This window comes from Dehalogenimonas sp. THU2 (assembly GCF_039749495.1).
In the GTDB taxonomy this organism is placed as follows: Bacteria; Chloroflexota; Dehalococcoidia; order Dehalococcoidales; family Dehalococcoidaceae; genus Dehalogenimonas.
In genome coordinates, this window is sequence record NZ_JBDLLU010000001.1 from 139,032 (window position 1) to 165,575 (window position 26,544).

18 protein-coding genes and 1 CRISPR repeat array are annotated in these 26,544 nt (G+C 56.1%); of the genes, 2 read left to right on the forward strand and 16 right to left on the reverse strand.

Annotation, left to right across the window (positions count from 1 at the left end):
* Positions 1–33: 33 nt before the first annotated feature.
* From ABFB09_RS00750 to cas3, 10 genes are all read right to left on the reverse strand, one after another.
* Positions 34–612 (reverse strand): class I SAM-dependent methyltransferase, encoded by a 579-nt coding sequence (locus ABFB09_RS00750; protein WP_346999162.1) that lies wholly within the window; start codon positions 610–612, stop codon positions 34–36.
* The gene (locus tag ABFB09_RS00755; protein WP_346999163.1) at positions 609–767 is read right to left on the reverse strand and encodes a hypothetical protein; all 159 of its coding nucleotides are present in this window, start codon (positions 765–767) and stop codon (positions 609–611) included. The genes ABFB09_RS00750 and ABFB09_RS00755 overlap by 4 nt, the downstream gene beginning before the upstream one ends.
* Positions 754–2,766 carry an excinuclease ABC subunit UvrB gene (gene uvrB, locus ABFB09_RS00760; protein WP_346999165.1) on the reverse strand — a complete coding sequence of 671 codons (2,013 nt, stop codon included), beginning with the start codon at positions 2,764–2,766 and terminating at the stop codon, positions 754–756. The genes ABFB09_RS00755 and uvrB overlap by 14 nt, the downstream gene beginning before the upstream one ends.
* An 843-nt stretch (positions 2,767–3,609) precedes the next feature.
* A CRISPR array of direct repeats spans positions 3,610–7,720; the repeat unit is 32 nt; unit sequence GTTTCAATTCACACCCCCGCGTGGGGGGCGAC.
* 135 nt (positions 7,721–7,855) lie between these two features.
* Positions 7,856–8,146: a CRISPR-associated endonuclease Cas2 gene (gene cas2, locus ABFB09_RS00765; protein ID WP_346999167.1), complete on the reverse strand. Its 291-nt coding sequence runs from the start codon at positions 8,144–8,146 to the stop codon at positions 7,856–7,858.
* A gap of 52 nt (positions 8,147–8,198) precedes the next feature.
* Positions 8,199–9,221, reverse strand: a complete 1,023-nt coding sequence (gene cas1c / locus ABFB09_RS00770; protein ID WP_346999169.1) for a type I-C CRISPR-associated endonuclease Cas1c — start codon at positions 9,219–9,221, stop codon at positions 8,199–8,201.
* Positions 9,205–9,891 (reverse strand): CRISPR-associated protein Cas4, encoded by a 687-nt coding sequence (cas4, locus tag ABFB09_RS00775; protein ID WP_346999171.1) that lies wholly within the window; start codon positions 9,889–9,891, stop codon positions 9,205–9,207. The genes cas1c and cas4 overlap by 17 nt, the downstream gene beginning before the upstream one ends.
* 4 nt (positions 9,892–9,895) lie before the next feature.
* Entirely contained in the window at positions 9,896–10,774 is an 879-nt protein-coding gene (gene cas7c / locus ABFB09_RS00780; RefSeq protein ID WP_346999172.1) for a type I-C CRISPR-associated protein Cas7/Csd2, read from the reverse strand.
* A 33-nt stretch (positions 10,775–10,807) separates the two neighbouring features.
* The gene (gene cas8c / locus ABFB09_RS00785) at positions 10,808–12,721 is read right to left on the reverse strand and encodes a type I-C CRISPR-associated protein Cas8c/Csd1 (protein ID WP_346999173.1); all 1,914 of its coding nucleotides are present in this window, start codon (positions 12,719–12,721) and stop codon (positions 10,808–10,810) included.
* Entirely contained in the window at positions 12,718–13,386 is a 669-nt protein-coding gene (gene cas5c, locus ABFB09_RS00790; RefSeq protein ID WP_346999174.1) for a type I-C CRISPR-associated protein Cas5c, read from the reverse strand. Before cas5c ends, cas8c begins: the two co-directional genes overlap by 4 nt.
* Before the next feature lie 19 nt (positions 13,387–13,405).
* Positions 13,406–15,703: a CRISPR-associated helicase Cas3' gene (gene cas3, locus ABFB09_RS00795; RefSeq protein WP_346999175.1), complete on the reverse strand. Its 2,298-nt coding sequence runs from the start codon at positions 15,701–15,703 to the stop codon at positions 13,406–13,408.
* Positions 15,704–15,839: 136 nt separating this feature from the next.
* Between cas3 and ABFB09_RS00800 the strand changes: the two genes are divergently transcribed.
* Positions 15,840–16,817, forward strand: a complete 978-nt coding sequence (locus ABFB09_RS00800; RefSeq protein ID WP_346999176.1) for a WYL domain-containing transcriptional regulator — start codon at positions 15,840–15,842, stop codon at positions 16,815–16,817.
* 8 nt (positions 16,818–16,825) lie between these two features.
* Here the strand turns inward: ABFB09_RS00800 and ABFB09_RS00805 are convergent, their stop codons facing one another.
* The 5 genes from ABFB09_RS00805 to ABFB09_RS00825 are packed head-to-tail and all read right to left on the reverse strand — an operon-like array spanning position 16,826 to position 23,392.
* Positions 16,826–17,332, reverse strand: coding sequence for a nucleoside-triphosphatase (locus tag ABFB09_RS00805; protein WP_346999177.1), 507 nt, complete (start codon positions 17,330–17,332; stop codon positions 16,826–16,828).
* Positions 17,333–18,022 (reverse strand): hypothetical protein, encoded by a 690-nt coding sequence (locus ABFB09_RS00810; RefSeq protein WP_346999178.1) that lies wholly within the window; start codon positions 18,020–18,022, stop codon positions 17,333–17,335.
* Positions 18,023–18,046: 24 nt separating this feature from the next.
* Complete coding sequence (locus ABFB09_RS00815) at positions 18,047–21,262, reverse strand: molybdopterin-dependent oxidoreductase (protein WP_346999242.1); 3,216 nt, start codon at positions 21,260–21,262, stop codon at positions 18,047–18,049.
* Complete coding sequence (nrfD, locus tag ABFB09_RS00820; RefSeq protein WP_346999179.1) at positions 21,262–22,437, reverse strand: NrfD/PsrC family molybdoenzyme membrane anchor subunit; 1,176 nt, start codon at positions 22,435–22,437, stop codon at positions 21,262–21,264. The genes ABFB09_RS00815 and nrfD overlap by 1 nt, the downstream gene beginning before the upstream one ends.
* 19 nt (positions 22,438–22,456) lie before the next feature.
* Positions 22,457–23,392, reverse strand: coding sequence for a 4Fe-4S dicluster domain-containing protein (locus ABFB09_RS00825; protein ID WP_346999180.1), 936 nt, complete (start codon positions 23,390–23,392; stop codon positions 22,457–22,459).
* A gap of 524 nt (positions 23,393–23,916) precedes the next feature.
* Between ABFB09_RS00825 and ABFB09_RS00830 the strand changes: the two genes are divergently transcribed.
* On the forward strand, positions 23,917–25,533 hold the full coding sequence (locus tag ABFB09_RS00830; protein ID WP_346999181.1) for a peptide chain release factor 3: 1,617 nt from the start codon (positions 23,917–23,919) through the stop codon (positions 25,531–25,533).
* 154 nt (positions 25,534–25,687) lie between these two features.
* Here the strand turns inward: ABFB09_RS00830 and ABFB09_RS00835 are convergent, their stop codons facing one another.
* Complete coding sequence (locus ABFB09_RS00835; RefSeq protein ID WP_346999182.1) at positions 25,688–26,515, reverse strand: trypsin-like peptidase domain-containing protein; 828 nt, start codon at positions 26,513–26,515, stop codon at positions 25,688–25,690.
* Between the last annotated feature and the right edge of the window lie 29 nt (positions 26,516–26,544).

Below are 26,544 nucleotides of genomic sequence, written 5' to 3' on the forward strand. Positions count from 1 at the left end.
CCAAATATCAAGCACTAAATTTCAAACTTTTGGTTATTGGGTTTTTTCGCTTGTTCCGTAGTAGTGTTTTTCCGTCCAGTTCTGGTGGGTGAAGTCCTTGAATCCCGCCTGCCGGAACATTGCTTCCATTTTCTCCGGTGAGATACGAATCCGCTGAGGCGGGCCGGGTGAATCGAACTCCGCCCGCCACTCCACCGCCAGCAGACGGCCGCCCGGCTTCAACAACCTGAAAGCCTCATCGAGGATTTTCTGGGGTTCTTTGGTCTCATGCAGGATAAATGCCGCCAGGCAGAAATCGGCGATGCCGCTATCTAGGCCGGTGGCGGTGAAATCGGATTGAACCGGGACGATTTGCGGCGGCGGCTTGCGGGACTTGAGTATGCTCAGCATGGCGGCGCTGTCGTCTATGGCGAAAACCTTGCCTTTTTCACCCACCCTGGCGGCTATTCGGAGGGCGAAGGTACCGGTACCGGCCCCAAGGTCCACGCAGGTCATGCCACCCATGACGCCGCCGATATCCTTCAGAAGCTCCGGTATCCGCAACTCCCGTATCCGCCCTTCGTTATCGAGGTGGGAGGCTTTGTTGATGTCGAAGTGAGACTCGTCCGTCATTCCGGTTTATTCTCCACCGCCCGTTTTTCGATGCTTTTCTTGTAGATGATCGCAATCGACTTGCCGTGATGAGTCATCTGCGATTTCTTCGCCTGCCGTTTCTTCTCCCGGCGTTCCTGGCGGGTTTCAAACATTCTACCATTATCGTCGGTCATGGGGTTTTGCCTCCGGTACGATAAGTTCACGTTTGAGTTCGATGATGCGGTCGCGGAGGAGGGCGGCGCGTTCGAAATCCATCAGTTTGGCTGATTTCTTCATCTGGGTCTCCAGTTCGCGGATGAGGCGGGCCAGGTCTTCCTTGGTTAGCGGCATGGCTTTATAGCTGTCGGCGGGCTGCTCGGCGACACCGGCGGCGGCGACGCGGACGCGCTCGGTGATGTCCTTGATGGCCTTGCGGATGCCCTGCGGGGTGATGCAGTGCTCGATATTATAGGCTTCCTGGATCTCGCGGCGGCGCTTAACCTCGGCGATAGCGCGCTCCATGCTGCCGGTGATGGAGTCGGCGTACATGATGACCCGGCCGTCCACGTGCCGCGCCGCACGGCCCATCGTCTGGATGAGGGCCCATTCGCTGCGGAGGAAGCCTTCCTTGTCGGCGTCGAGGATGGCGACGAGGGATACCTCCGGGAGGTCGAGGCCTTCGCGCAACAGGTTGATGCCGACGATGACATCGTAAACGCCAAGGCGCAGGTCGCGCAGGATTTCCACCCGTTCGAAGGTTTCGACCTCGGAATGGAGGTACTGCGTTTTGACGCCGGCCTCGGTGATGTATTCGGATAGCTTCTCGGCCAGCTTCTTGGTCAGGGTGGTCACCAGGCAACGCTCGCCGCGATCGACCCGCAGTTTGATCTGCTCCAGCAGGTCGTCGATCTGTCCCTTGGTCGGCTTGACCTCGATGATCGGCTCCAGAAGACCGGTCGGCCGGACCACCTGCTCGACGGTCTGCTGCGAGTGCTCCTTCTCATACGGACCCGGCGTCGCAGAGACGTATATGGCTTGTTCCACGCGCTGGCGGAACTCGGAGAAGTTGAGCGGGCGGTTATCCAGGGCTGAAGGCAGGCGGAAACCGTAATCGACCAGCGTTTCCTTGCGCGCCCGGTCGCCGTTATACATGCCGCGGATCTGGGGCAGCGACATATGGGATTCGTCCACGAACATCAGGAAGTCTTTCGGAAAATAATCGAGCAACGTCCACGGCGAGGAACCGGCCGGCCGTCCCGCCAGGTGCCGGGAATAGTTCTCGACGCCGTTGCAGTACCCTGCCTGCTCCAGCATCTCCAGATCGTAATTGGTGCGCTGCTCCAGCCGCGCCGCTTCCAGCAGTTTACCCTCGCCTTTGAGCTGGGCAGTGCGGGCGATCATCTCGTCGCGGATGGCGTGAATGGCGGTGGACAGCTTCTCCGGAGAGGTGACGAAGTGCTTGGCCGGGTAGATGTCCACCATCTTGAGTTCTTCCAGCATCTCACCGGTCAGCGGGTCGATGCGCACCATGCGTTCGATCTCATCGCCGAAGAACTCCACCCGGATGGCGGTTTCCTCGTAAGCCGGCTGTAATTCCAGGGTATCGCCGCGGAGCCGGAACTTCGAGCGGGAAAAATCGATGTCGTTACGCTCGTACTGCATATCGATCAAACGGCGGAGGATGTCGCTCCTGACATAGCTTGCGCCTTTTTCCAGGTTGAGGACGAATTTGGAATACTCCTCAGGCTCGCCCAGGCCGTAGATGCAGGACACCGAGGCCACAATGATGACATCGCGCCGCGACAGGAGTGAACGGGTGGCGGCATGTCGCAGCTTGTCGATCTCCTCGTTGATATCGGAGTCCTTCTCGATGTACATATCCTTGGAAGGGACATAGGCCTCCGGCTGGTAGTAATCGTAGTAGCTGACGAAATACTCGACGGCGTTGTTGGGGAAAAATTCCCGGAACTCGGAGTAGAGCTGGGCGGCGAGCGTCTTATTATGAGAGATGATCAGCGCCGGGCGGCCGCTGCGGGCGATGATATTGGCCATGGTGAAGGTCTTGCCCGACCCGGTGACGCCCAGCAGCGTCTGATCCCGGAGACCATCGGCGAGGCCGCGAGTGAGTTTTTCCACGGCCTGGGGCTGGTCGCCCATCAGACCGAAATCGGACACCAGATTGAAGTCAGTCATATGTTTAATTATAAGGGACAAGGGAGGCGAATACTACCAATATTACCAATACTACCAACTCCAATACTACCAATGGGTGACGGAGGGGCGCCAAATCCGAAATCCCTTCGACACGCTCAGGGCAAGCCGAATATAGAAATCCGAAACGTTATCCAAAATAAAAAAACTCCAATCATCTCACAGTGTGGGGGATAAAGATGAGCGATACGTAGATGATTTGCTGAAAAATATTTTGAGTCGTTTTCCAAAGTGCAGAAACGAACCTCTTTTCAGCTGAGAAAATTGCAGGGGAATGAATACTTTGGTGTACCTTTTGATAAGTAAAGTGCAGAAACAAATCGAAACAAATCCCATTTTCGCAGCTTCAGGCACGATGGAATGATTAGAACCCGGGAGCGGAATATGGCAAAATGCTTGCCGGGAAAAAGACACCGGAAGAGCGTCAGCCGCCGGCCGTGAATTGATCCCGGAAGAAGAAACAAAGGAAACAATTCCGTTTCAGCGGCGATACGGGCGGGTGCGGGTGAGGCGGGGTAAGCGGTGAAACTCATAAATCAGCAAATCTCTCATGTCAAACATCTATCGGAGAACATATGATACACCGGGACGGGGGAGAAAGTAAATAGGATTTTGGCGGGTTTGGAAAATAAATAATTTCAGCTATCAGTTGTGGACACGGGGAACGAACCGGTCTGGAGATACGGCTGGCTTTATTACGGGTAATTCGCGCTTCGGAAGTTTGTTTGCGGTAGTGGTAGCGTATTTGGTTTTTAGGGTGGGTCAATGTTGGTGGTTATTCACAGGGCGACATGTGCAATCCCGTTGCGGTCAATGTAATCCGGGGGTTCAATTCACACCCCCGCGTGGGGGGCGACCTCGGATATGCTGCCCTGCCGACTGAGACAGCTGATGTTTCAATTCACACCCCCGCGTGGGGGGCGACACCCGAAATCGCTCAACATTGGCAAGGCGATAGATGTTTCAATTCACACCCCCGCGTGGGGGGCGACTTGAGGTCAGGCGAGACACGCTGGAATATAAACTTGAGTTTCAATTCACACCCCCGCGTGGGGGGCGACCTCGGCGCTGCCGGCGCTGGCTTCTTCAAGATTTGGGAGTTTCAATTCACACCCCCGCGTGGGGGGCGACAGACCAGATCAAGCACACCAATCAACTGCTCCAGGTTTCAATTCACACCCCCGCGTGGGGGGCGACGGTCATGCAGATGAGATCGTCGTCCTCGTTGACCGAGTTTCAATTCACACCCCCGCGTGGGGGGCGACAGGGCTTAACAGTTGTCCACAGCCGCACGCACAAAGTTTCAATTCACACCCCCGCGTGGGGGGCGACGTCGGCGGCGTTGCGCTGGTCTAAGTGTTCCCCGGTTTCAATTCACACCCCCGCGTGGGGGGCGACCTTTCAATCAGTTCAACTCTCACGTTATTCAGATGGTTTCAATTCACACCCCCGCGTGGGGGGCGACATACAAGCCTCGTCAATAACGTCCATTACTTCACTGTTTCAATTCACACCCCCGCGTGGGGGGCGACAAACGCCGCCCGCATAACCCAATGGGGCTAATGCTGTTTCAATTCACACCCCCGCGTGGGGGGCGACCTGTAAGGCGCTACCGGCTTGACGCCCGATAACTTGTTTCAATTCACACCCCCGCGTGGGGGGCGACGCGGGCAGACTTGACGGGCCGCACCAGTTCTCAGGTTTCAATTCACACCCCCGCGTGGGGGGCGACCATGACCACCAATGAGAAGCTACCGGATAAAATAGTTTCAATTCACACCCCCGCGTGGGGGGCGACAGAGTATCGGCGTGAAGGGGCAGAAGCTACATTGTTTCAATTCACACCCCCGCGTGGGGGGCGACAATATTCGAACGTTATACCTGTCGCGTCTCCGATAGTTTCAATTCACACCCCCGCGTGGGGGGCGACTGAAGAGGATGAACAAGGGCATCCTTTGCCGCCGGTTTCAATTCACACCCCCGCGTGGGGGGCGACATCGACCTGGTCGTCGACGCCTTCATCGCCTCCCCGGTTTCAATTCACACCCCCGCGTGGGGGGCGACATCGTGGAAGCCAAAAATAAACACAGGGGGAGCAAGTTTCAATTCACACCCCCGCGTGGGGGGCGACGAGGACATCCGCCGCCAGTACGTCAACTATTTCCCGGTTTCAATTCACACCCCCGCGTGGGGGGCGACTCCGTCACCAGGGCGATAGTCCGCATCCTTAAAGTAAGGTTTCAATTCACACCCCCGCGTGGGGGGCGACTACCTTTCGGCGCGGGGTACATATAGACAATCCAGTTTCAATTCACACCCCCGCGTGGGGGGCGACTGGCGGCACGGACGCACAATTACGATTGCAAGAGTTTCAATTCACACCCCCGCGTGGGGGGCGACGAAACTAATAGGAGACACAGATGAACCGATCAACTGTTTCAATTCACACCCCCGCGTGGGGGGCGACCTGTGTCTCTGGCGATACGTTGATCGATTGTCCAGTTTCAATTCACACCCCCGCGTGGGGGGCGACTCCTACAAAGGCCATTGTAAAGAGAAACATCTCATGGTTTCAATTCACACCCCCGCGTGGGGGGCGACATCGTATATTCTTACCCAAAACCGATTTGTATATGTTTCAATTCACACCCCCGCGTGGGGGGCGACTTACCGGTTCCGGTTCAGGCTTCAGTTCTCTTTTTTGTTTCAATTCACACCCCCGCGTGGGGGGCGACGGCCAAGGGTAAAACAACTCCCCGAGGTAGCTATGTTTCAATTCACACCCCCGCGTGGGGGGCGACTCAAAAAGGTTTGAGAAAAATGACTGTCACTGATGAAGTTTCAATTCACACCCCCGCGTGGGGGGCGACATGCCGCTCGTGCCCGTGGTAATGGCCATCACCCGTTTCAATTCACACCCCCGCGTGGGGGGCGACGTGGCCTTCTTTATCCTAAGTCATAAATGGTTCTCAGTTTCAATTCACACCCCCGCGTGGGGGGCGACAAAGCCCCGCCGTCGACAGGTAAGCAAGGGACCGAGTTTCAATTCACACCCCCGCGTGGGGGGCGACAACAGTTCAAAGACGATTTCCAGAACCGGCGATAGTTTCAATTCACACCCCCGCGTGGGGGGCGACTTCCGCTTGGTCAGCTTTTCCACCATGAGGTTCAGTTTCAATTCACACCCCCGCGTGGGGGGCGACGAAATTCGCTCACGGCACCGTACAGTATCCGAGGGTTTCAATTCACACCCCCGCGTGGGGGGCGACTCCGGGCGGTATCCTTGCCAATGAAGATTGCAAAGTTTCAATTCACACCCCCGCGTGGGGGGCGACTGCCGAATTCACCATCGTCATCCACCAGCGCGGAGTTTCAATTCACACCCCCGCGTGGGGGGCGACGACCTCAAGACCCGCGCATGGGATATGCTACTCAAGTTTCAATTCACACCCCCGCGTGGGGGGCGACGCTTATAATTTACGCAACCAAGCGACCATTTCAGCGTTTCAATTCACACCCCCGCGTGGGGGGCGACTGGATTGACCGCAGAGAAGCGGCAATCAGAGCAGTTTCAATTCACACCCCCGCGTGGGGGGCGACAAGCCGATGATAGCCGCCAGCACCAGATAGACCGAGTTTCAATTCACACCCCCGCGTGGGGGGCGACTTGCTCAACCTGCCGCCTCAATCGCGGTGGAAAACCAGTTTCAATTCACACCCCCGCGTGGGGGGCGACTAACATACCCGTTATACCCGGTAATAATTGGCATGGTTTCAATTCACACCCCCGCGTGGGGGGCGACTTTAGACAGCTTTCCCCGTCACGTTGCACCAGGTTTCAATTCACACCCCCGCGTGGGGGGCGACGTTCGACGGCTGGTACATCGACGCCGGCAACGGGGTTTCAATTCACACCCCCGCGTGGGGGGCGACTCGATGCGGCGGCGCGGTTGTCGATCCGATGAACAAGTTTCAATTCACACCCCCGCGTGGGGGGCGACGTTAGCATTATGTGATAAGCCCCTTAGCAATCCGTTTCAATTCACACCCCCGCGTGGGGGGCGACTCGACTTATAAGGACGCTGTATCGGTTCTACCGGAGGTTTCAATTCACACCCCCGCGTGGGGGGCGACCTGGCTCACCGTGACGCTATCGGCGTGGTCATCCAGTTTCAATTCACACCCCCGCGTGGGGGGCGACGAGTAATGATGACAAATGATTTAACACTAGAGGATGTTTCAATTCACACCCCCGCGTGGGGGGCGACGTTTCAGCACCTGTCGCTGCTAATAGAATGTTAAAGTTTCAATTCACACCCCCGCGTGGGGGGCGACATTGTAGAGACAGGCGGCCAAGAGAACGAACTCAAGTTTCAATTCACACCCCCGCGTGGGGGGCGACGGCAGAAAAGGGGACAGACCATGCTAGGGTACCCCCCGTTTCAATTCACACCCCCGCGTGGGGGGCGACTTAAAGACACGATTGCAAGCGTTCAAGAGCGCAAAGTTTCAATTCACACCCCCGCGTGGGGGGCGACATCCCCCATGCTTGGCAATCTATTGGCGGCGTTTCCGTTTCAATTCACACCCCCGCGTGGGGGGCGACCGGTGCCGAAAGACCTATTAAAACAAGCGAGTAGAGTTTCAATTCACACCCCCGCGTGGGGGGCGACTTATGTAATAGATGTTACCCCGAATCGTCACTTTAGTTTCAATTCACACCCCCGCGTGGGGGGCGACGTTGGGGAAGGAATAGACCACTCCACCTTTGAGTTTCAATTCACACCCCCGCGTGGGGGGCGACGCAGATTAGGCATGACTCACCGTCGCGTTGTGCTGTTTCAATTCACACCCCCGCGTGGGGGGCGACACTGGACGACTGGTCAATGGAATTTCCAATCGCTGTTTCAATTCACACCCCCGCGTGGGGGGCGACCGTACTAACAAACGTACACATAGATTATTGTAGCAAAAAGGGAAGTATGTGTCAGCTTTGCGCTTGATGGTTGGGGGTACCGCCAAAGCTCGCGTACCTCAGCTTTAGGGGACTTACCGCTACAGGTACGCGAACTCAGGCTATGAGGGGGCCTTCCGGGTCGTAGGGTTCGCTGATGCCGACGTGTTCTATCCTCGGTTTCCAGTTCTTACCAAGAAAATAGAATCGGAGGCTGTCCTCACTGGTGTCTATCTCCTTGAGTAGCTGCTGGCGTAGCGACGCCAGTTGAGCCGGGTCAACCAAGCATTCGAAAACCGAATTCTGAACCCGCTGGCCATAGTTGAGACATGTTTTAGCCACCTGGCGCAGCCGCCGGCGGCCTTCTGTGGTCTCGGTGCTTACGTCGTAGGTGATCAGTACCAGCATTATTCGCTCCTATTCCACTGTTGGTATTCAGTTGTTAAGGTGCACATATCCTTTACCGGAAGATAAAGGCCGGATAGCCGTCGAGGTCTCCCCGCAAATACCGGGCAAGAAGCATCGCCTGAATGTGCGGCAGGAGTCCGACGACCACTTTTTCGTTGAGAAACGGGTGCCTGATTTCTTCCTGTTTCTTCTTCTGGTATTCGGTGAGTACTATCTTGCGGGTGGCGTCGTTCATCTGAACCGCACCGGAAGCTGTTTTTTCGAAGCCTTCGGCTTTTATCTGGCGCAAGTTGATGAGTGAAAGGACCAGGCGGTCGGCGGTGAAGGGCCGTAACTCCTCCATGATATCGAGGGCCAAGCCCGGCCGCCCCGGACGGTCGCGATGAAGAAAACCAACAGCGGGATCGAGACCGACGCCCTCCAGCGCCGACGCCACGTCGTGCGCCAACAGGGTATAGACGAATGAGAGTAACGCGTTGATGTTATCAAGGGGCGGACGGCGGCTTCTCTCGTGAAAGACGAAAGCTTCTTTTTGAGAAGTGATTAAACGGTCGAAGACGCTGAAGTAGGTACGGGCGGCATCCCCTTCCTTGCCCCGGATACGATCAAGAGCGATCGGTTCCGAAAGATTAAGCAGATGAGTCTTCAGGTCGTCGGCGGCCCCGGCCAGAACTGTGTCTCCTATTCTTTCCCTGGATGCTCTCAACAGTACGGTACGGCAGTTGGCGATCTTGGCCAGGATGAAGCTGCGGGCGATATCGGCGGTAAACGCCTGATCATCGGCGCGGCGGTACTGGGCTTTTCTGAGCAGCACGTTACCAGATACGGGACCTACCATGCGCGCCATGAACCGTCCCGACATACTGAAGAAAGAAACGGTCACCTTGCGGGCAGCGCAAAAGCCCAGAAGCGGCGCGCTGGCACTCACCTGGCCGAAACACATGATGGCCGACAGGGTGTGGATTGGTAGTTGAAGTTTTATCTCGTCATCCTGCCGGACCACCACCGTTTCCCCCTGACGCGATAGATAACTACCGGATGTCATGACATAAAGTGTGTTAAGCAGTTTCTTCACTGGTAACCTCGTTGATCGTCCTCTTCAGGTAACGCGAGACACTGCCTTCCTGCCGAGGCGCTTGCGGCAGGCACAGGTCAATGAGCGAGCAGTTCTGGCATCTGGGAGCGTACTCAGGCGGAGGAGTCTGCCCGGAATCAATGATCTCGCGAAGACGAACCGCCAACCGCCCGGTCTCCGCTCTTAAGTCCATGTCCAGGGTCACTGCATGCCGCCGCCGCGGCGTTCCATAGAAGAACGCGCTTTCGGCGATGCTGGCTCCGAGCATCTCTTCCAAGCAGAGCGCCTGGGCGCATAACTGGATCTCATCGCAATGATCCAACTTAGGCCGGCCGCGCTTGTACTCGACGATGTACGGGAGAAAGCGGCCCCGGAGGCCGGGCAGCGCAACACCGCCGGCCTCCGCACTATCAACCGGAGTCAACTCAAGCATGTCTATGGCTCCGACCAACCCGAATTCGAGTGAACGCACCCGCAGACCGCGCACAAGTCTCACGCCATTGCGAACCTCGGCGTCATCCTCATGCACCTTGTCATGCAGGCCGTGGCCTTCCACGGTCAGCTTGTTCTCCTGCCATTCGCCTTCCAGGTGGATAAGCGCCGCCTGCCGCTCACAGAACGCCAGGTGCTGCAGGGCGGAGATGGGGAGGAGGTCGTCTTCAGTGAACACCGATTTACACCTCGTGTATTGCAATCCCGGCGGGCAGGTTGTCACGGTTAACCGTCACAACGTAGTCGGTAAACGCCCTGGCGGGACGGGCTTGGTCCCTGCGAGTGATACTGATGCGTTCAAAGAGTTCATGCGCCGGGGCACTCCCGAGCGGACTATCATGCTCGAAAATAATCAGTTTGCGTTTGGCCATTTCGCCGCGTGCAGCAGAGCGGTCAACATCAAACATCATACCCATTGACTGCCAGAGAAGTTTAAGGTCATCGTCTGAAAAACCCGTCTTGGCAGCCAGGAACGGCGAATAGAAACCGTGACTGACGTAGAGTCCGTAAGGTACGATTTCCTTTCGCCCCATTGTGCGGTTGCCACCTTCCTGTTTTTTGGATTCGGCCTCTGTGGTAACGGCCATGCGAGTCAGAGCTTGTTCGAGGGATACAATCGGATCAACAGAGCGACCGAAAACGTATTGCACCGGGCCGCGAACCTGGCCGCAATTGACTTCGGTGGTCATGACGGCACCGAACATGCGGATGTCGAAGAAATTCTGGCACATCCACCGCTGCACTTTATCCTGTGTCTCTTGATCCGGGGTCTTAGTTGGTTTGAGGCCTTCAGCGGTATAGGCGCGGCCATGCTGGTTGTTGAGGATCGCTTTTTCTTTGACATAGATGTCGTAACCGGGGAATGGGTTGCCATCCGCATCTTGCTTAGCCAAAGTAACGTAGTTTCTGATCTTGCGTTTGAGGGAAACATCCGAAACAAGGCCGTGGCCGGTTTCAGGATCGATGCGGGGAGAGTTACCGGCATCCGGGTCACCATTTGGATTACCGTCCTTGACATCGAAGAGCAGGGCGAAGTCATACCGTTTCTTGGAGTCGATCATTTTTATTGATTCCTTTCTTTCCTGTTATTATTCTTACGACCAGATGTAAGCTGCCGGGATATCCTGGTTTTCCTGGTGCCAAGCAGAGCGTTCCTCTTTCGACAGCCAGAGCCACTTACGCATATGATGGTAGCCCAAAACGAAGAGTCCCTGGTCTTCGAGCGGAAGATAAGCCGGGAAACTTTGAGCATTTTCCACCAGATTGTAGCCCATGGTTTTTGTGACTCCCGCCTTGGACGACAGGTCATCCAACAACCGGTCAAGGCGGAACGCCATGCCGGCGCTAGCACCGTCTTTGGCTTTACTAACGTGGTGACGGGCATTTTTCAGCAAGCGCGGAAAAACGGCGCGTGGGGACGCCGACGCGCTACTGAAATAACGGTCAACTACAGTTGCCCCAACGTCACCCTGAGCCGTCTGCTGGAGCCTTTCCAGCACTGCCATCATTTGTCCCAGTAGATACCCTTGATTCTGATTTCCGGGATCCATAGACTCTTTCACCTCCTGGTATTTTGTTGTCTCTTGAAAATATCTTTGTTTGCGGTTCAAAACCGCTTTGATGACTGCGGCGCGGGCATCGCGACGGTTTTCGTCCTTCCAATCGTGTTTACCAACTTCGGCACGTTCTCTTTCCAGCGCTTTTTGTAACATAGAAGTGGGATAAAGCGTTCCATTGATAGCGGCCATCGCCATCTGTCCAACGAGCGGCGGGGGGATTTTCTCACGGTCTCCCTCCGGGCTGAGCGATTCAAGGAGCAATCTTAAACCGAATTGCGGTGAATGGCCTTTTTCTTTAGGCGGAGGTGTGTTACGTACCACACTCAGGTCTCTGAAATGCTTAGCCAGATTGCTGGATGCTTTGGATACGGTGGATTCTATCCAATCCCGGACGATTGCGCGTCCTTGTGCTCCCGATATGACCAAGGCATAAAACGCGCTGTCAGACAGAATTGGCGGGGGCACGCCGCGCCATACGGAACGGTACAATTCGCCCACTTCCTCCGGGTTGGCATCCAGGATGCCGGAAAATGCATTGCAAAAACCGTCGCCACTTGGTGCTGCTGGCCAATAACAGACCGCTGTATCTGCACTCAAGTGAATGTTGCGTTTTGACAGTGATTGACCCGGTTGAGCGGGATCCGGGTAGGCCGGATCAAGCAGTCGTCTTAACGCTTCCGCCGCCATCTCGGAAGATTGGCGTGAAATTGAGGCATTCTCGTTCCCCTTCCATCCGTATGATTCAAAGGCGCTTTTATTGTAGGAGACCAGAGCGACCCCACTGGTGGTTCCCCCTGGTACTCGTTTAACTCCTGGAAAATTATCAACTTTACCACTGAAAGGATCGCCGGACACCAGGCAGACTTGTTGTTCTCCAACTTCACCGGCCACTTGCCTTAGACTTGCCCAATAACTACGTACTGCGGGACGATCTGTCAACAGAGAATCGATATCTGGATCATAGATGAAAGCAAACAGATCATTAGGAGCGATCTTATCGGGCAGGGCGACGCTTGACCGGTCAGCCGAATAAGCATCAAGTGCCATGAGGAGTTTTGCCACTCCTTCATCTTCGATGATTTTCAGACACTCCTCAACGCGTTCTCGAAATAGGTTGAAACGGGATTCTAGCTTTTCTGTCTCTCTTGTGCCTTCAGGATCAACCCCAAAAACGTACTCCGCTTTGTCATACAAAAAGAAAGCGCGGTCACCGGACTGCCGGGATTTTTCTCTGGGTAATCTGAAATTCTTGGCAACAGGCTTGGGTGGGCGGGATATTTTGCCGGCGTGGGATGCTATTTCGGGGATGCTTCTTGTGTCTTCCAAAGGAGTGATGATTCGGCCGTCCCTGGAAATGCGAACGAGCCACGTCACCGGCCTCCATTCGTAGTCCGGGTCTTCCATCAACCCTTCACGTTCGGCAAGGATATAGAGCTCTTGCAAGATCATTTATCTCCTCCTTGCTCCAAGCATCCAGCCAGGTCCGGTACCGTCATGGCACCGGCTTCCAGTCTAGCCCGGAAAAAGATCGGACGATTGTATTCTGGCCGGTAATCGATATCCCACAGCATTATGCCCAGGTCCCGGCTGTCGGGTATTGGGGGTGGGGCATCAGCAGCGGGCAGAATATCCGCCGCAAACTCGCGGCAGCCAAAGTATGGTTTAAGGTGGTACTGGCCTTTCTCAACCCGCCTCGTAAACATGTCAATGAACTTGTTCAGGTTATCAGACTGACCGGCACGCTCGGTCATGGTGAAAAAAGCCTCGATGATGTAGTCCACATTTTGGAGCGCTATAGTGTTACGCTGGGAACGATCATCTTCAATGAAGAACGGCCTTATCTCTCCGCCGTTTTCGATGACACTTCTTGAAGGCGTGCTGGCCTTGCTATTGACCTCATTCCGCCGGAAAGAAGTGAATTTGATCTCTGAGAGTACAGAAATCCGCGTGATATGCCAGTCTATGGCTGGTTTCCACAAGACGGATTGCAAGATGCCGCGAGCGGCAGACGGGGTAATCACAGGATAAGTCACTCTTTCCACTTTGAGCTCCGGCCGGGTAAAACAGGCCAACGGTCCTTTGGCCCGTAAGCTTAGTACTGGGCTCTGGTTCATAAGACCTCCTTTCGATTTTTCATATAATCAGCGCCGGCGCCGAGGTTGATTCATCGCCGGCGGTTAAACCGAATGTATCATCATAAAGATTCTCTGCCCCAACCCGAAGGGTGTAGAGTGATGGGGCTGCTTCAAGTTCCAACAGATAACCGGAATCCAAGAGGTTCTTGAAAGCTTTCGGATATACGTTTACAACAAAAGGTTGAAGTGAGCGCAGTAGTTTTCGGTCAGAGCCATTTTGCCTGAGTGTGTTCAGCCTGGCGGGTGCATCCTCGTATGGTACTACGATGGACTCGGTGAAACCGTCCTCGATTAAACGGAATTCCCGTCCTACGGTGGCGAAATTAAACTCCTCGCGTTCACGCTGGATGTTTTTACAGTCAAGTTCATGCGTCAAGTAAAGCCGCCGAAAATATTCCTCGATTATTTCGGGGCTGTCAGGCTCAAAACCTCCCCTGGCTCGTAGCATGGTCTCGGTGACATCAAGTGCTTTTCTGGGCGTACCCGGCGGCGGTTTTGACGGTGCGCGGAATATTACCACCTTTCCTTTCTTGGAACGGCCTTCCCGATTACAGCGACCGGCTGCTTGCACGATGCTATCCAACCCTCCCAGCGCCCGATAAACGATGGGAAAATCGAAATCCACGCCGGCTTCTACGAGTTGAGTGGATACGACCCGCGTCGGCATGCCCAATTTTAATCTTTCTTTGATACGAGCGATAACCTCTAAACGATGCGCGGGGCACATGAGGGCTGAGAGGTGGAAGACGGTGTGCTTCAGACTGCAAGCAACGAGGGCTTGAGCTAAGTCGCGCGCATCCTGGCGACGATGCACCACCACCAGCACCTGCTCGCATTGAGCAACCTCGTCTATTAAAGTTTCCCAACGAATAGCCTCGTCTGATTCCGGCCATAGATAGTTTACCCTTTTTAGTTTTTGGGCAAGCGCTTCAGGTTCGGCGATAATCTGCCTCACGTTTTTGAGGCCTTGCGGCAGATTAGGCCGTTCAAGCAGAGCAGGCGGTGTGGCGGTGGAGAGCACCAGGCTGCAACCGTAATTTTGCGTCAACTCCTGTAACGCATCAAGAATGGACGCCAGCATGCCTGGTGGCAAGGTCTGGACTTCGTCCAGGATGATGACACTACGGGCAATGTTGTGCAGCTTTCTGCAGCGAGAAGCGCTGGAACTGAACAAGGTTTCCAGAAACTGGACGCTGGTGGTGACGATCAACGGGGCTTCCCAGTTCTCGGTGGCGAGATTTGCCCGTTTTTCAATATCTGTTTCATTCCCGTTTTCCCGGTTTTGGGGATCATAACTGGAGTGGTGTTCAATAATATTCTCGTCACCTAATGCCTGTCGATACTCTTTGGCGTTTTGTTCGATAATACTTGTGTAAGGTATGACGACAATAACGCGGTGTAAACCGTGCGCGGCAGCATGTCTGAGTGCAAAGCTCATAGCCGAAAGCGTTTTTCCACCACCTGTCGGCACAATAAGGCTGAAAAGGCCGGGCAAATCCAACGCACGCAAACGGCACGCATTCAGTACATCGCGTCTGGCGCGGTTGACCTCACTGTCTTGAAGATGGAGTGGGATAGCCACTACCTTTTTCTCCAGGTGTTCATCAAGTTTCCGGTTCAATTCCAAGATGGCGCTGAATTGCGCACGGAGTTTTGCCTTTTCAGGTTCACCGAATTTTTCGGAGTCAAGCCGGTCCGCGTCTATTAAGCTGGAAAATAGAAAACGAGTCCACATCTCTCCGGAACGTTTAAGATGTGCTTGAACGGCAGCGGAGTTCACTTTGCTGGAGTTGGTAAGAAAGTCCGGTAATTCTGGCGTAGAGCGTTCAAGGATTTCCTCAGGAATAATTCCTGCTTCCTTGATAGCTTTCATTACTGGCGTATTTTCCGTTAGCCGCGACTTCAGTGGTTTGGGTTGGTGTGTACCGCCCTTGATCAGATCAGCTAATTCGCCATGATGACCCGCAATGGCGAACGCGAGCGGAAACCCGCTTTGCGGCATCCTTTCCATCGCACATACAGCGCCAAGCCCCGAATGTTCTACACTGATTTTTTCGCCATTCAGTCGTCGTTGAAAATCTTGCTGGTATTTCCCCAGGTCGTGCCATAGTCCGGCGAGATAACCCCAATCTGCGGAAGAAAAATCGGCTGCGAAACCTGCCGCTAATCCTGCTGCGTTTATCAGGTGTGTTTCGAGAGCCTGTTTTCGTTCGCCCGTGGCCTCATGAGCTATGCGAGCGTAATACGACTGTTTTATCAATGAACCGCTTTCTCCGTCGATGAGATTTTTTAGCATTATACTCCCCTGAATTGACATAGCAAGCACATCGCCATTAATTGTAAGCCAGTGACGGGCATTCCACTATTCTAACGCATGCTATAATACCATCGGCTTGTGACATATCAAGGCTAATCACCGGGGAGGTGAAAAAATGACATCAATCAACAGGCAGGACAATCGCCTTGTGAGGCTGGCAGCTATCGAGCATCTCCTTTACCAGAGCGGCGAAAAGGGGTTGAGGCTGGATGAACTGGCTGACTATTTGGATGTCAGCAGCCGGACGGTCCGCCGGGATCTGGACGCCATCGAGGCACAGCAGGTGTTTCCGATGTGGCGGGAGGGCGCGCAATGCGGCATCGTCAAGGGAAAGTACCTGCCGCCGATCCACTTTACCCTGCCGGAGGCGCTGAACCTCTTCCTGGCTACACGCCTCATGCTCAGTTACGCTAACCGGCACGACCCGGACGTGGTGGGTATTTTCAGCAAACTCAATTGCGCCATGCCATCGCCGTTCAAAGAGCAGATACAGAGTACCCTCAAGTGGATCAGGACGCTGCCGGATAATCCGCGGCTGGCCAGCACATTATCCCACCTGGCGGGGGCCTGGGCGCGGCAGAAGCGGGTACGGATCAGTTACCGTGCCATCGAGGCCGAGACTGCCGGGGAAAGGGTCATCGAAACTTACTTCATTCAGCCCGCGGCGCCGGGGCATTCGGCGTACGTCATCGGCTATTGCCAGAAGGCGAAAGCGATGCGCACCTTCAAGGTGGAGCGTATCGAAAACATTTTCGAACTGGATGAGACGTATGAAGTGCCGGCGGATTTCGACGCGAACAGATACCTGGCGGACGTGTTTGGCGTAACCGTGGGGGGCGAAGTGATGAAGGTGCGACTCAAGAGCCGGACCCAGGAGGCGGCCAGGCTGCTGTCCGAGACGATGTGGCATTCGTCGCAGGAGAACGAGGCAAGGGAGGACGGGGCTGTCATCGCCGGTTTTGAAGTGGTTGTCAGCAACGAGTTTGTTTCCTGGGTGCTGGGGTGGGGGGACAGGGTGGAGGTGCTGGAGCCGGAGGGGCTGCGGGAGAGTGTAAAGAGCACCGCGGAAGCTATGGCCGGGGTTTATGGATAGGGGCTAAGCTAACGCAATTCCGCCAGCACATTCGATATCCGGGGGTCTCCCGGCCGGACCGTGGAAGGAAAAAAGGTCCGAAAATACTCAGGAAGCAAAGACCGGCGCACAACGGATACAGTTCGGGTGGCGTTGCGGTAAGCCAATGAGGCGCTTTCGGCGAAACCTCGTCCGGTTAGCTCGAGGTGACCCATCTCGTCGAGAAAGACCACCTCACACCCGTTTTCTACCGCTTCCTCTATCGCCCGCCGGCCGAAGGCGAGTCCTGATTCGCTCAGAACGTACATCCCGACCCGCTCGCCGGAAAAGCCGGCCCGGTCGATAACCCGGCCCAACATGGCGGTCCGGCCGGTGCGGATATCGAGGACTTCATAGCCGGTTTTAACCCCGTCCTCAAACACCGCCAGCGACAGGATGCCGCCGGCCGATACACCGGCCCGGGCAAGCCGGGATACTTCGTCACGGCACCATGAAGTTTTTCCGGCGCCCACATCCCCGGTGACAAGGCAGTTCACCTAGCCTCCCAGGCCGAAAACCGGCGGGATAACCCAGCAAAATACGACCAGGGCGATCAGGGAAGCGTGATAGAACCGGGGATACAATGCGCTGATGCCGGAGAGCCTGGGAAGGCCGAACTTTCCGGCGGCATTGCCCAATACCAGCATTACCGAGCCGGCTAAGGCTACCGGCACGCCCGTGTCGACGATCGTCCCGATCTTAACCGCCAGATCCATGACCGGCCATTTGCCCATGCCCAGGGTGGAAGCGACGGCAGCGTACAAAACGATACCCAGGGCTCCAGCCAGGAATCCAGCCCCGATCCTGGCCGTAACGCGTGTTTCCATGGCACGGTGGAGGACGACGGCTGCGAGGGCGAAAGCCAGTGATTCAAGGAAGATGGCCGTCGCCGGATTGACCACATAGGCCGAAGTTACGGGCTGGCCGAAAATGAACGCGGAAAACGGCTTGAAGGAAGCGGCGATAAGACCCAGCGCCGGAACCAGCAACGGTCTCCTGGTGACCGACAGGAAAACGGCCATCAAAGAAATAGCCATGCCGCCCATGACAGCGCCCTTATGGGCAAAGTGAATGGTATGAAGGAACCCGCCCAGGGTCATCTCCATGAGTCCCCACACCGAACCGAATACGATGACGGCGAGTACCAGCGATAGTCCGGACCTTGCGCGGATTGAGGCAATATCCATGGCTTTCCCCCTTTTATTCCGGTATTAGATGACGACCTTTTCCAGTTTGACCTGGGTATCGTAGAAGACAGCGCTGCCGCCGACGGTATCGGTCAAGCAAGTATTTTTTAGATATGGATCAGTCCTCATCGCCGCATTGGCGTTGATACCTCTGGACCGCCGTTTTTCGCCTTTGATCACCTGCCCGTCAATCGTGATGTCCACGCCACCGTAGGCAAAATGACCGTGCCCCAGTGAGAAGGCGATGACGCCCGGTCTTATGCCCTGGATCACTTTCACTCCGCCGTTCATCGGCCACTCTTCACCATTTTTGAGATCCCAGACACCTTTCGGATTACTGGCCGAGGTCACCCTGACCACGTCGCCGTCCTTGAGTCCCAGCCGCTCGGCATCCGTGATGTTCACCAGGATGGAGTTTTCAGGGAGCAGCGGGTTCAGATAATAGTTTCCCGGCGTCGGCGGAGTCCGCGAGATTTCCCTGAAGGTGATCAGCCGCAGGTCGAAGCCCTGTTTCTCGTCTTCGAGCGGTTGGCCGAAAACGTCACGCCCCGATGTGATATAGGTAGCATGACCGATGATAGGCTGCCCGGTCTGGGAGTTTTTAACTTTAGCGGTCTTCTCCTGGAACATATTCAGCAACTTGCCATATTTATTGCCGACGGTCTGGTTTTCCAGGTAGCCTTGTGCCATCCCCTGGAATCGGCCCCCGCGGTTGAGCACGTAGACAACCTTGGGCCATAGTTCCTCACCGACCAGACCGCGCCAGCGGTCAGCATCGAAGACGCTTGGGGGCAAATGGCGCCGGGCTTTAAGGAAGATATTTATCTCCTCCTCATCTGCATCCGGCACCGAGTCCGAGCCGTCGGCTTTTTCACCAAAAGCAAGATTAGCGACCATTCTGATGTAGAGGTCATCTTGATGAGTGAGCGGCACACCCTGCCCGAGTCCATCCGGGCCGAAAGCGGGCAATCCGATCTTTTCCGCCAAACCCAGAAGTAATGCTTCCATAGACAGCGGAATCTGGCGGCCATAGACCGTTACCGTGTCCTCAAGAGGTGCGATGGTCGGCTGGCGCAAAGGCTGGGACTTGAAGGCGATGGTGGGGTGGCTGCCGGCAAATTCCCATCGTTCCAGGTTGGTAACGTCCGGGAAGATATAATCGGCATACATCGAGGTCTCGCCAACAACGATGTCGGATGTGACCATCAAGGGTATTTTAGATGTATCCGACAAAATTTCGATGATAGTGTGACCGGCCGGCATGACATAAACCGGCGACCCCATTTGCAAGAATAGCGCCTTGATAGGATAAGGATAGCCATCCGCCGCCGATGGGAAAACCTCTTGGTAAATATCCTCCGAAAGCGGGAACCAATTGCGCCGGGCGGGATAATTATCTCTCTGGAACAGGGTCGTGTCCTCGTAATTGTGGCCGTGACGGACCAGATTGACGCCGAAGGGGACGAGAGCCCCCGGCTTCATCTGGGCCATTTTGAACGGACCGCCGGCCTGACCGCCGGAGATATCGTAAACGGCCGCCTTGGTCATGCCGCCCTGCCAATCGTAGTTGCCGATGAGCATATTCAGGCTCCACCAGGCCTCGGCATTGTAGAAGCCGTTGGTGTGCTGGCTGACGCCGCGGTGAACGTCGGCGGCAGCTTTCTTACCATGGCTGGTGAATTCCCGGGCCAGTTCTTCCAGATCGGTTGCCTTGACGCCGCAGATATCTGCCCATTCCTCATTGGTATGGGACGACGCTTCCTCCCAGAGGATCTGCAGGCTGGTCTTGATATGGTAGCCTTCGACAACCGTATCCACCAGGAGATCTCCTTCAGCGGGATCACTGGTGGAGTTGGGGTCGAAGGCAGATGGGCGTCCGTCGCGCATGACCAGCGGCGGATCGAAGGTGAAAGGCTCATGGCTGATACCGAGGTCGGAGGCTCTCAGCAGCCGCTCGGCCCGGCCGTTGTCATCGATCTTGACCAGCCAGGCGGCATTGCTCCAGGTGGGTTCGCCATCGGCTGAGGCGGCGGCTTTATTGGCATTGGTCAAATATTTTTTATCATGGCGTCCGTTTTCAATAATCCAGCGGATGAGGCTCAGAGCCAACGCAGCCTCGGTCCCAGGCATGGCCGGCAGCCACTTCCAGGCCTTGGAGGCCGCCTTGGAAAAACGAGGGTCTACTACGGCGTATTTGAGGCGGCCGCTGCCCAATCCATCGGTAATGCGCATCGAGCGGCTGGTCGGTCCAAAGTTGGCCTCGAAAGGTGAAGCTCCGGTGAAAATGACGAACTCGCTTTTGCCGACATCAGCCATCCAGAAGAATTTCTGGCCGCCGCTGAAGCCCCCGGTCTTCGGGTCGAATTGTTCGCTGATCGCCTTGGTTGATTGGAACAGGCTGCCCTGACAGACAGTAGTGTGCCCGTGAACGTTTTCGGAACCCATACCGTCATGGGTGAATCGTTTGATGAAATCCGCCCGGCCGCCCTGGACCCGCCCGTACATGAATGTGAACTGGTTGTTCTTCGGCCCAAGATCCGGGTAGTCAGGGTCTATCATCTTGTCGAGATGGTCGCGGTATTGTTCTTTGAAGGTGCTGACCCGTTCGCGTTTTTTCGCTTCGTCTTTCTCACCCCAGATAGCTGCTACATCGCTTTTCATTGCCTTCATCAGTGCCGGGTCCCGAATTGCACAGATATCCTTGAGTCCTTCGACCACCCGGTTCTCTTCACCGGGCACATGACTGAAAAGCCTGCCGCCATCGGCGATCTCCGCAATGGCTTGATCGAAAGGAATGGTCTTCCACTTGTTAGATCCTCTGGGGCCGTCGCGCTTGACCACCTTGACCAGGCGGTACGGGTCGTAAGTCGTTTGGGCGCCAGAATGCCCTTTAGGACAGATGCTGGCATCGATTGAAGCGGTAGTCGTTACCGGTGTCTGATAGTCCAGATGGGGCATCATATTCCACGGGCTGTAGGGGTTGCCGTCGATCTTGGCAATAACCCCGTCGATCAGCTTGACCTTGATACCGCATTGAGTGGCGCATTGCTGGCAGGTGCTGTAAATGATGTTTTCAGGTTGCGCCAGTTCGTAGGCGTCATCACCGCCGGACCGCCTGGTGTTGGGCCCTACGCCGCAACCGGCCAGTACCGCGGTACCCCCGAGCAGTGCGGAGATCTTGATGAAATCCCCACGTGTGATACCTTCTTTCCCGGTGACATGTGATATATTGGAATTCATCATGAGTTTTCCTCGTTTCCTATGGTGATCGGGATCAAGCGCAATTTGCTGGCGGCGATGTAGAAGGCCAGGACTGCCAGGGCGGCGATGCCCGCCGACAGGGCCCATTCGGGCAAGGTGGGCACATAGCTGGCGACATGCCTGGAGTCGACGATGCCGCTGGTCAGGAATTCGTTGCCGGCTACAGCCTGAGCCGGAATGATGAAGTTCAAGCGGGCGATAGCCGTGCCCAGGAGCACCAAACCGCCAGCGGTGACCCCCCACACCGGCTTTTTGGCCAGGCCTGGCCGGAGGAGCACCATGGACAGGATGCCGATTGGTACAACAACCCCCAAACCGATCTGAAATATCCAGAAACCGTACCAGTATTGGCCGAACATGATGTACTCGGCGGCCGCCACATTGGCCGGAGATGTATCATAGGCGCCGACGAACAGCACTGAGCCGATGATATAGATAATGGCCAGTAAGAGGGAGATGGTCAGTATGGCCATCGTTCTGGCCGCGCGGGGGTATCCCAGGCTTTTCTTGTTGCCGAACAGGGCAACGATGACCCGGGACAAGGCCAATCCGGCTGACATACCAAAGATGGGGAACAGTACCGGGAACAGGCTTACGTTCCAGAACGAATGGGACGATTGTGTGCTGAGGGTAAAGCCTACCGCGCCGCTGGCCACCACGGCCACCGGAAACCCCAGGACCATCAGCGTCTTCACCAGTGGCTCCCGGCGCACCGGCAGCCATTTTTGAGGGGCGAAAAGGGCGATAAGTATGCCGACGGTAGCCAGGGCGATAGCGGTATAGATCCACACCGACCAGGCCAGGACGGATTGAAAATTGGGATAAAGGAATACGTTCAGCACCCGTTCCGGACGGCCTTCGTTGGCCAGGATATGGGTCAAGCCGGCCGCCAGGGAGGCAAACGAGGCCAGCATGAAGATCTTGCCGGTGCCGGCGAAAGCCTTGACCTTGAAAAGCAGGTCGAGGGACGCCATGAAGAACATGCCAGCCGCGGTGCTGGCGAAGAAGACGTAGAGTGCCATCCACAGGCCCCAGACAACGAAGCTGCCCAGACCGAGAGCCTGCTGACCTTGGGTCAGAAAGATATAAAAGCCCCAGGCGCCCACAGCCAGGGAAAGGATGAGGATTGCCAGCGCTACTTTCTTGAATAACATGGGTCCTTATGCCTCCTTTCTAGAATAAGTAATGAACCGAGGGCTTAGTCCCCAGTTCGGGCTTCAACTGGATGATTCCCGGGTCAGCTAAAAGCTCCGAGACCAGGCCGTCCGGGTCGTTGCTATCGCCGAAAGTGTTCACCCGGCCGATGCAGGTGGTGACGCAGGCCGGAAGCATGCCGTTTTCCAGACGATGCAGGCAGAAGTGGCATTTCCGGGCGTTGCCAATGGGAGAATCCCTCTTTTCACTGCGCTCGCGTTTGGTGGCATACTCGAAATTGGCAGCCTGCTCCCAAACTGCCGCCTGCTCCTTTCCTACGATCAAGCCTGGAACATCGGGCGTGCCACGCAGGTAATCGTCTCCATAATCCATGACCCTGGCGGTGTAGGGACAGGACACGATACAAAAACGGCAGCCGATACAGCGGTCGTAGTCGATGACCACTATTCCGTCGGCTTGTTTGTAAGTGGCTCCTACCGGGCAGACCTTGGTGCAGGGCGGATTGTCGCAGTGCATGCAGGGCCGGGGGGTAAAGCGACGGGAGAGATTGGGGTAACTGCCGGTCTCCTCGTCCATGACGAAACGATAGACAACACCGGAAGGCAACTTGTTTTCGGAGATGCATGCTTCGGTACATGCGTGGCAACCTATACATTTCCTGAGGTTGATGACCATGCTCCAGTGCCGCTCTTCCATCGGCCTGGTCATGGCGCGGCGGACTTCATTCTGCATTCGAATGAGAACATCCTGTTGTTGGGAACCAGAAAATATCGTGTCGATGGGGAATTGTTTGATCTCGGCCGGTGGACCGACCGCAGCCGTGATTCTTTGTGTCCGATCACTGACTTCCGCGACGGCGGCCAAAGCCAAGGCAGCTCCGGCAAGTTTTAAGAATTCACGACGTTTTGGGTTTGCTTCACTGAAGGTTGTTCCCTGTTCCCCGTTTTCTGTCATCGCTTCCTCCTACCGGATCTGAGCTTATTTTGACGGGTTTTTGATGAGGCGCTTCATAAGCGCTATTGACTGGAAAGGACTAGTACTAGGACACAAGTATTAGTCCTTTTTAAACTACACCCGTTCCGCACCGGGGTCAAGTGACCTTAAAGCTACAAAACGGTTGCATTGCTTAACGATATGGGCGACAACTTTTCCGTTGCGGGCAGATAAAGAAACCGGAATCACATAACCGGCAACGAACGGAAAGCCAATAAAAAACCCTCGTGCCTGACGGAGGTTGTTCCAGAAATAACAAACTATATCGGGATAATCATGATAATCATGGCAGGTGAAAGCGTCCGATTGGGGCGCTCCGGCTGAGGATGACGGGTTTTAGTATGGGAAAGTGACCGCCCTCCCGAGGGCGTGGTATAATTAGACTTTATGACTCATTGATTCGGACCCAACCTCTGCATTCACTCATTTATCCTGCTCCGGCACGGTCATTTATTCATAGAAATATTCAGACATGAGGTCTAACGATGAGTTCCATAGTTCAAGATAATTTACAGGTCAATCCCGAAGCATTTCTTAAAGAGGTGGCGCGGAGGCGTACCTTTGCTATCATCTCCCATCCCGACGCCGGCAAGACCACGTTGACTGAAAAATTCCTGCTTTACGCCGGGGCGGTGGAGCTGGCGGGGTCGGTGCGGGCGCGGGCCAACCAACAGCATACGGCTTCCGACTGGATGAGCATGGAGAAACAACGCGGCATATCCATTTCCGCGACGGCGCTGGAGATGGAGTACCAGGGGTACCACATCAACCTGCTGGATACGCCGGGCCACCAGGACTTCAGCGAGGATACTTACCGCACGCTGATGGCCGTGGACAGCGCGGTCATGGTGCTGGACAGCGGCAAGGGCATAGAGCCACAAACGGAGAAACTGTTCAAGGTCTGCCGGTTGCGGGGCATACCGATACTGACTTTCATCAATAAGATGGATCATCCCGGGCGCGACCCGCTGGAGCTGCTCGACGAGATAGAGCGGATGCTGGGGATAACGGCGGTGCCGATGAACTGGCCGGTGGGCGAGGCGCCCTCTTTCCAGGGGGTGTATGACCTGCGCGGCAATCAGATGCTGCGTTTCCAACGGACGGAGCATAACAAGTTCCGCGCTCCGGTGCAGGTGTCCGGCATCGATGATCCCGCGCTGCCGGAACTGCTGGGCATACCGGCGCACCGGAAACTGGTGGAAGATACGGATCTGCTGGCCGGGGCGGTTTGCGAGTTCGACCGAGAGCGCTTTTTATCCGGCACGATGACTCCGGTGTTCTTCGGCAGCGCGCTCAACAACTTCGGCGTGGCGGCCTTCCTGGACGCCGTGCTGGAACTGGCGCCGCCGCCGTCGGTGAGGGAAACCGAGCAGGGCGTCATCGATCCAAAAAGCGACGTATTCCGGGGTTTTATCTTCAAACTACAAGCCAACATCGACCCGCGCCACCGCGACCGGATGGCGTTTATGCGGGTCTGCTCCGGCCGTTTTGAGAAGGACATGCAGGTCCTGAATCCCCGGCTGAAACAGACCATCAGGCTGTCGCGGGCGTTCCGGCTGTTCGGCCGGGAGCGGGAACCGGTCGAAGAGGCCTTTCCCGGCGACGTCATCGGCATCATCAGCCCCGGGCTGCTGACTATTGGGGATACGGTCACCAACGGCAAGCCGATCGAGTTCGCCAGGGTGCCGATCTTCCCGCCGGAACATTTCGGGACGATGTACAACCCCGACGTCAGCCGCTACAAGCAGTTCAACAAGGGTCTGGAGCAACTGGAGGAGGAAGGTGCGATTCAGGTGTTCTACGCCGATGACGCCATGCGCCGGGAGCCGATAGTGGCGGCGGTGGGTGAACTCCAGTTCGACGTGGTATTGGCCCGGCTGCAGGACGAATACGGGGTTACTGCGCAGATCTCCCGGCTGGGTTTTACCGGCGCCAGGTGGGTCAAGGCCGCCGGCGCGGCGGCGGAGAAACTATCTCTATCCCGCAATATGCGCCGGTGCCGGGACCGTCACGGCAACCCGGTGGTGCTGTTCTCCACCCAGTGGGAACTGGATTACTGCCAACGGGAGAACCCCGGGGTTACGCTGGCTGAGATAAGCTAATTTACAGGGACGCCACGATGAAAATGTTGGGTATTTCATAGCTGTACGACTCGGCGATGATCGTGGCGGGCGGGTCTGAGACCCGCCCCTACCTTCCAAACAACAAGAAGGACCGCTTTTCAGGCGGTCCTTCGGTGTTTAAGCGCGGTTATGACTATGGGATGTTGGTGAGAAGAGAAGCTGCCTCGTCGATCGGGACGAAGAGATAGATGCCGTCCGCTTCCGCCAGCGAGGCGAGGCCGACCAGGTCACCGTCCATGGTGAACAGACCGCCGCCGCCGCTGCCGCCGGCGATGGATGCGTCGGTCTGGATGAAGTGGAAATCCGCGGCGGTGCGCAGTGAAGAGACGATGCCGGCTGTGAAGGTGGCTGGGCCGGGGATCTCAGGCGTCAGAGGGTAAGCGGCGGCCACAACCGCCTGACCGGCCAGCAGGGTGTTCATGGAGCCCAGGTCGGCGGCGGGAAAATTGGTACGGGTGGTGGTCATTTTGAGCAGCGCCAGGTTGGCGGTGGTATCCGAGGCAACCATGGTAGCGGCAAACTCCTCGCCGGTATTCAAGGTAACGGTAATGGAATTAGCCCCGTTTACCGCATGGAGGACGGTCAGCACGTAGCCGCTCGAACTGATGATAACGCCGGAGTTGTAACCCCGGAGACCGGGGCCAGGAGCGGTGAGCCGGACGACGACCGGGTCTGCGGCGGCGATGAGCGGGCCATACTTGGCGGTAATGGCGGATGAACCGCCGTTTCCAAGCTGTGAAGCGGTGACTTGCAACGCGGCCAGGGCAGCGGCGGCCTGGGCCTGTTCCGCTGCCAATGCACCGATGCCATTATCGAGAGCGGTATTGGAAGATTCGAGGGCGGCGATAGCCGCCAGGTCTAGCTCTGTTTGATCTTCGGCGTTCAGACGCAGGGCGGCGATGGCGCCGTTGCCCAGGAGCAGAACGGCTACCAGTATTATAGTTAACGAATTATTCATCATCGATTTCTCCGGCTTTCAGGTTCCCGATG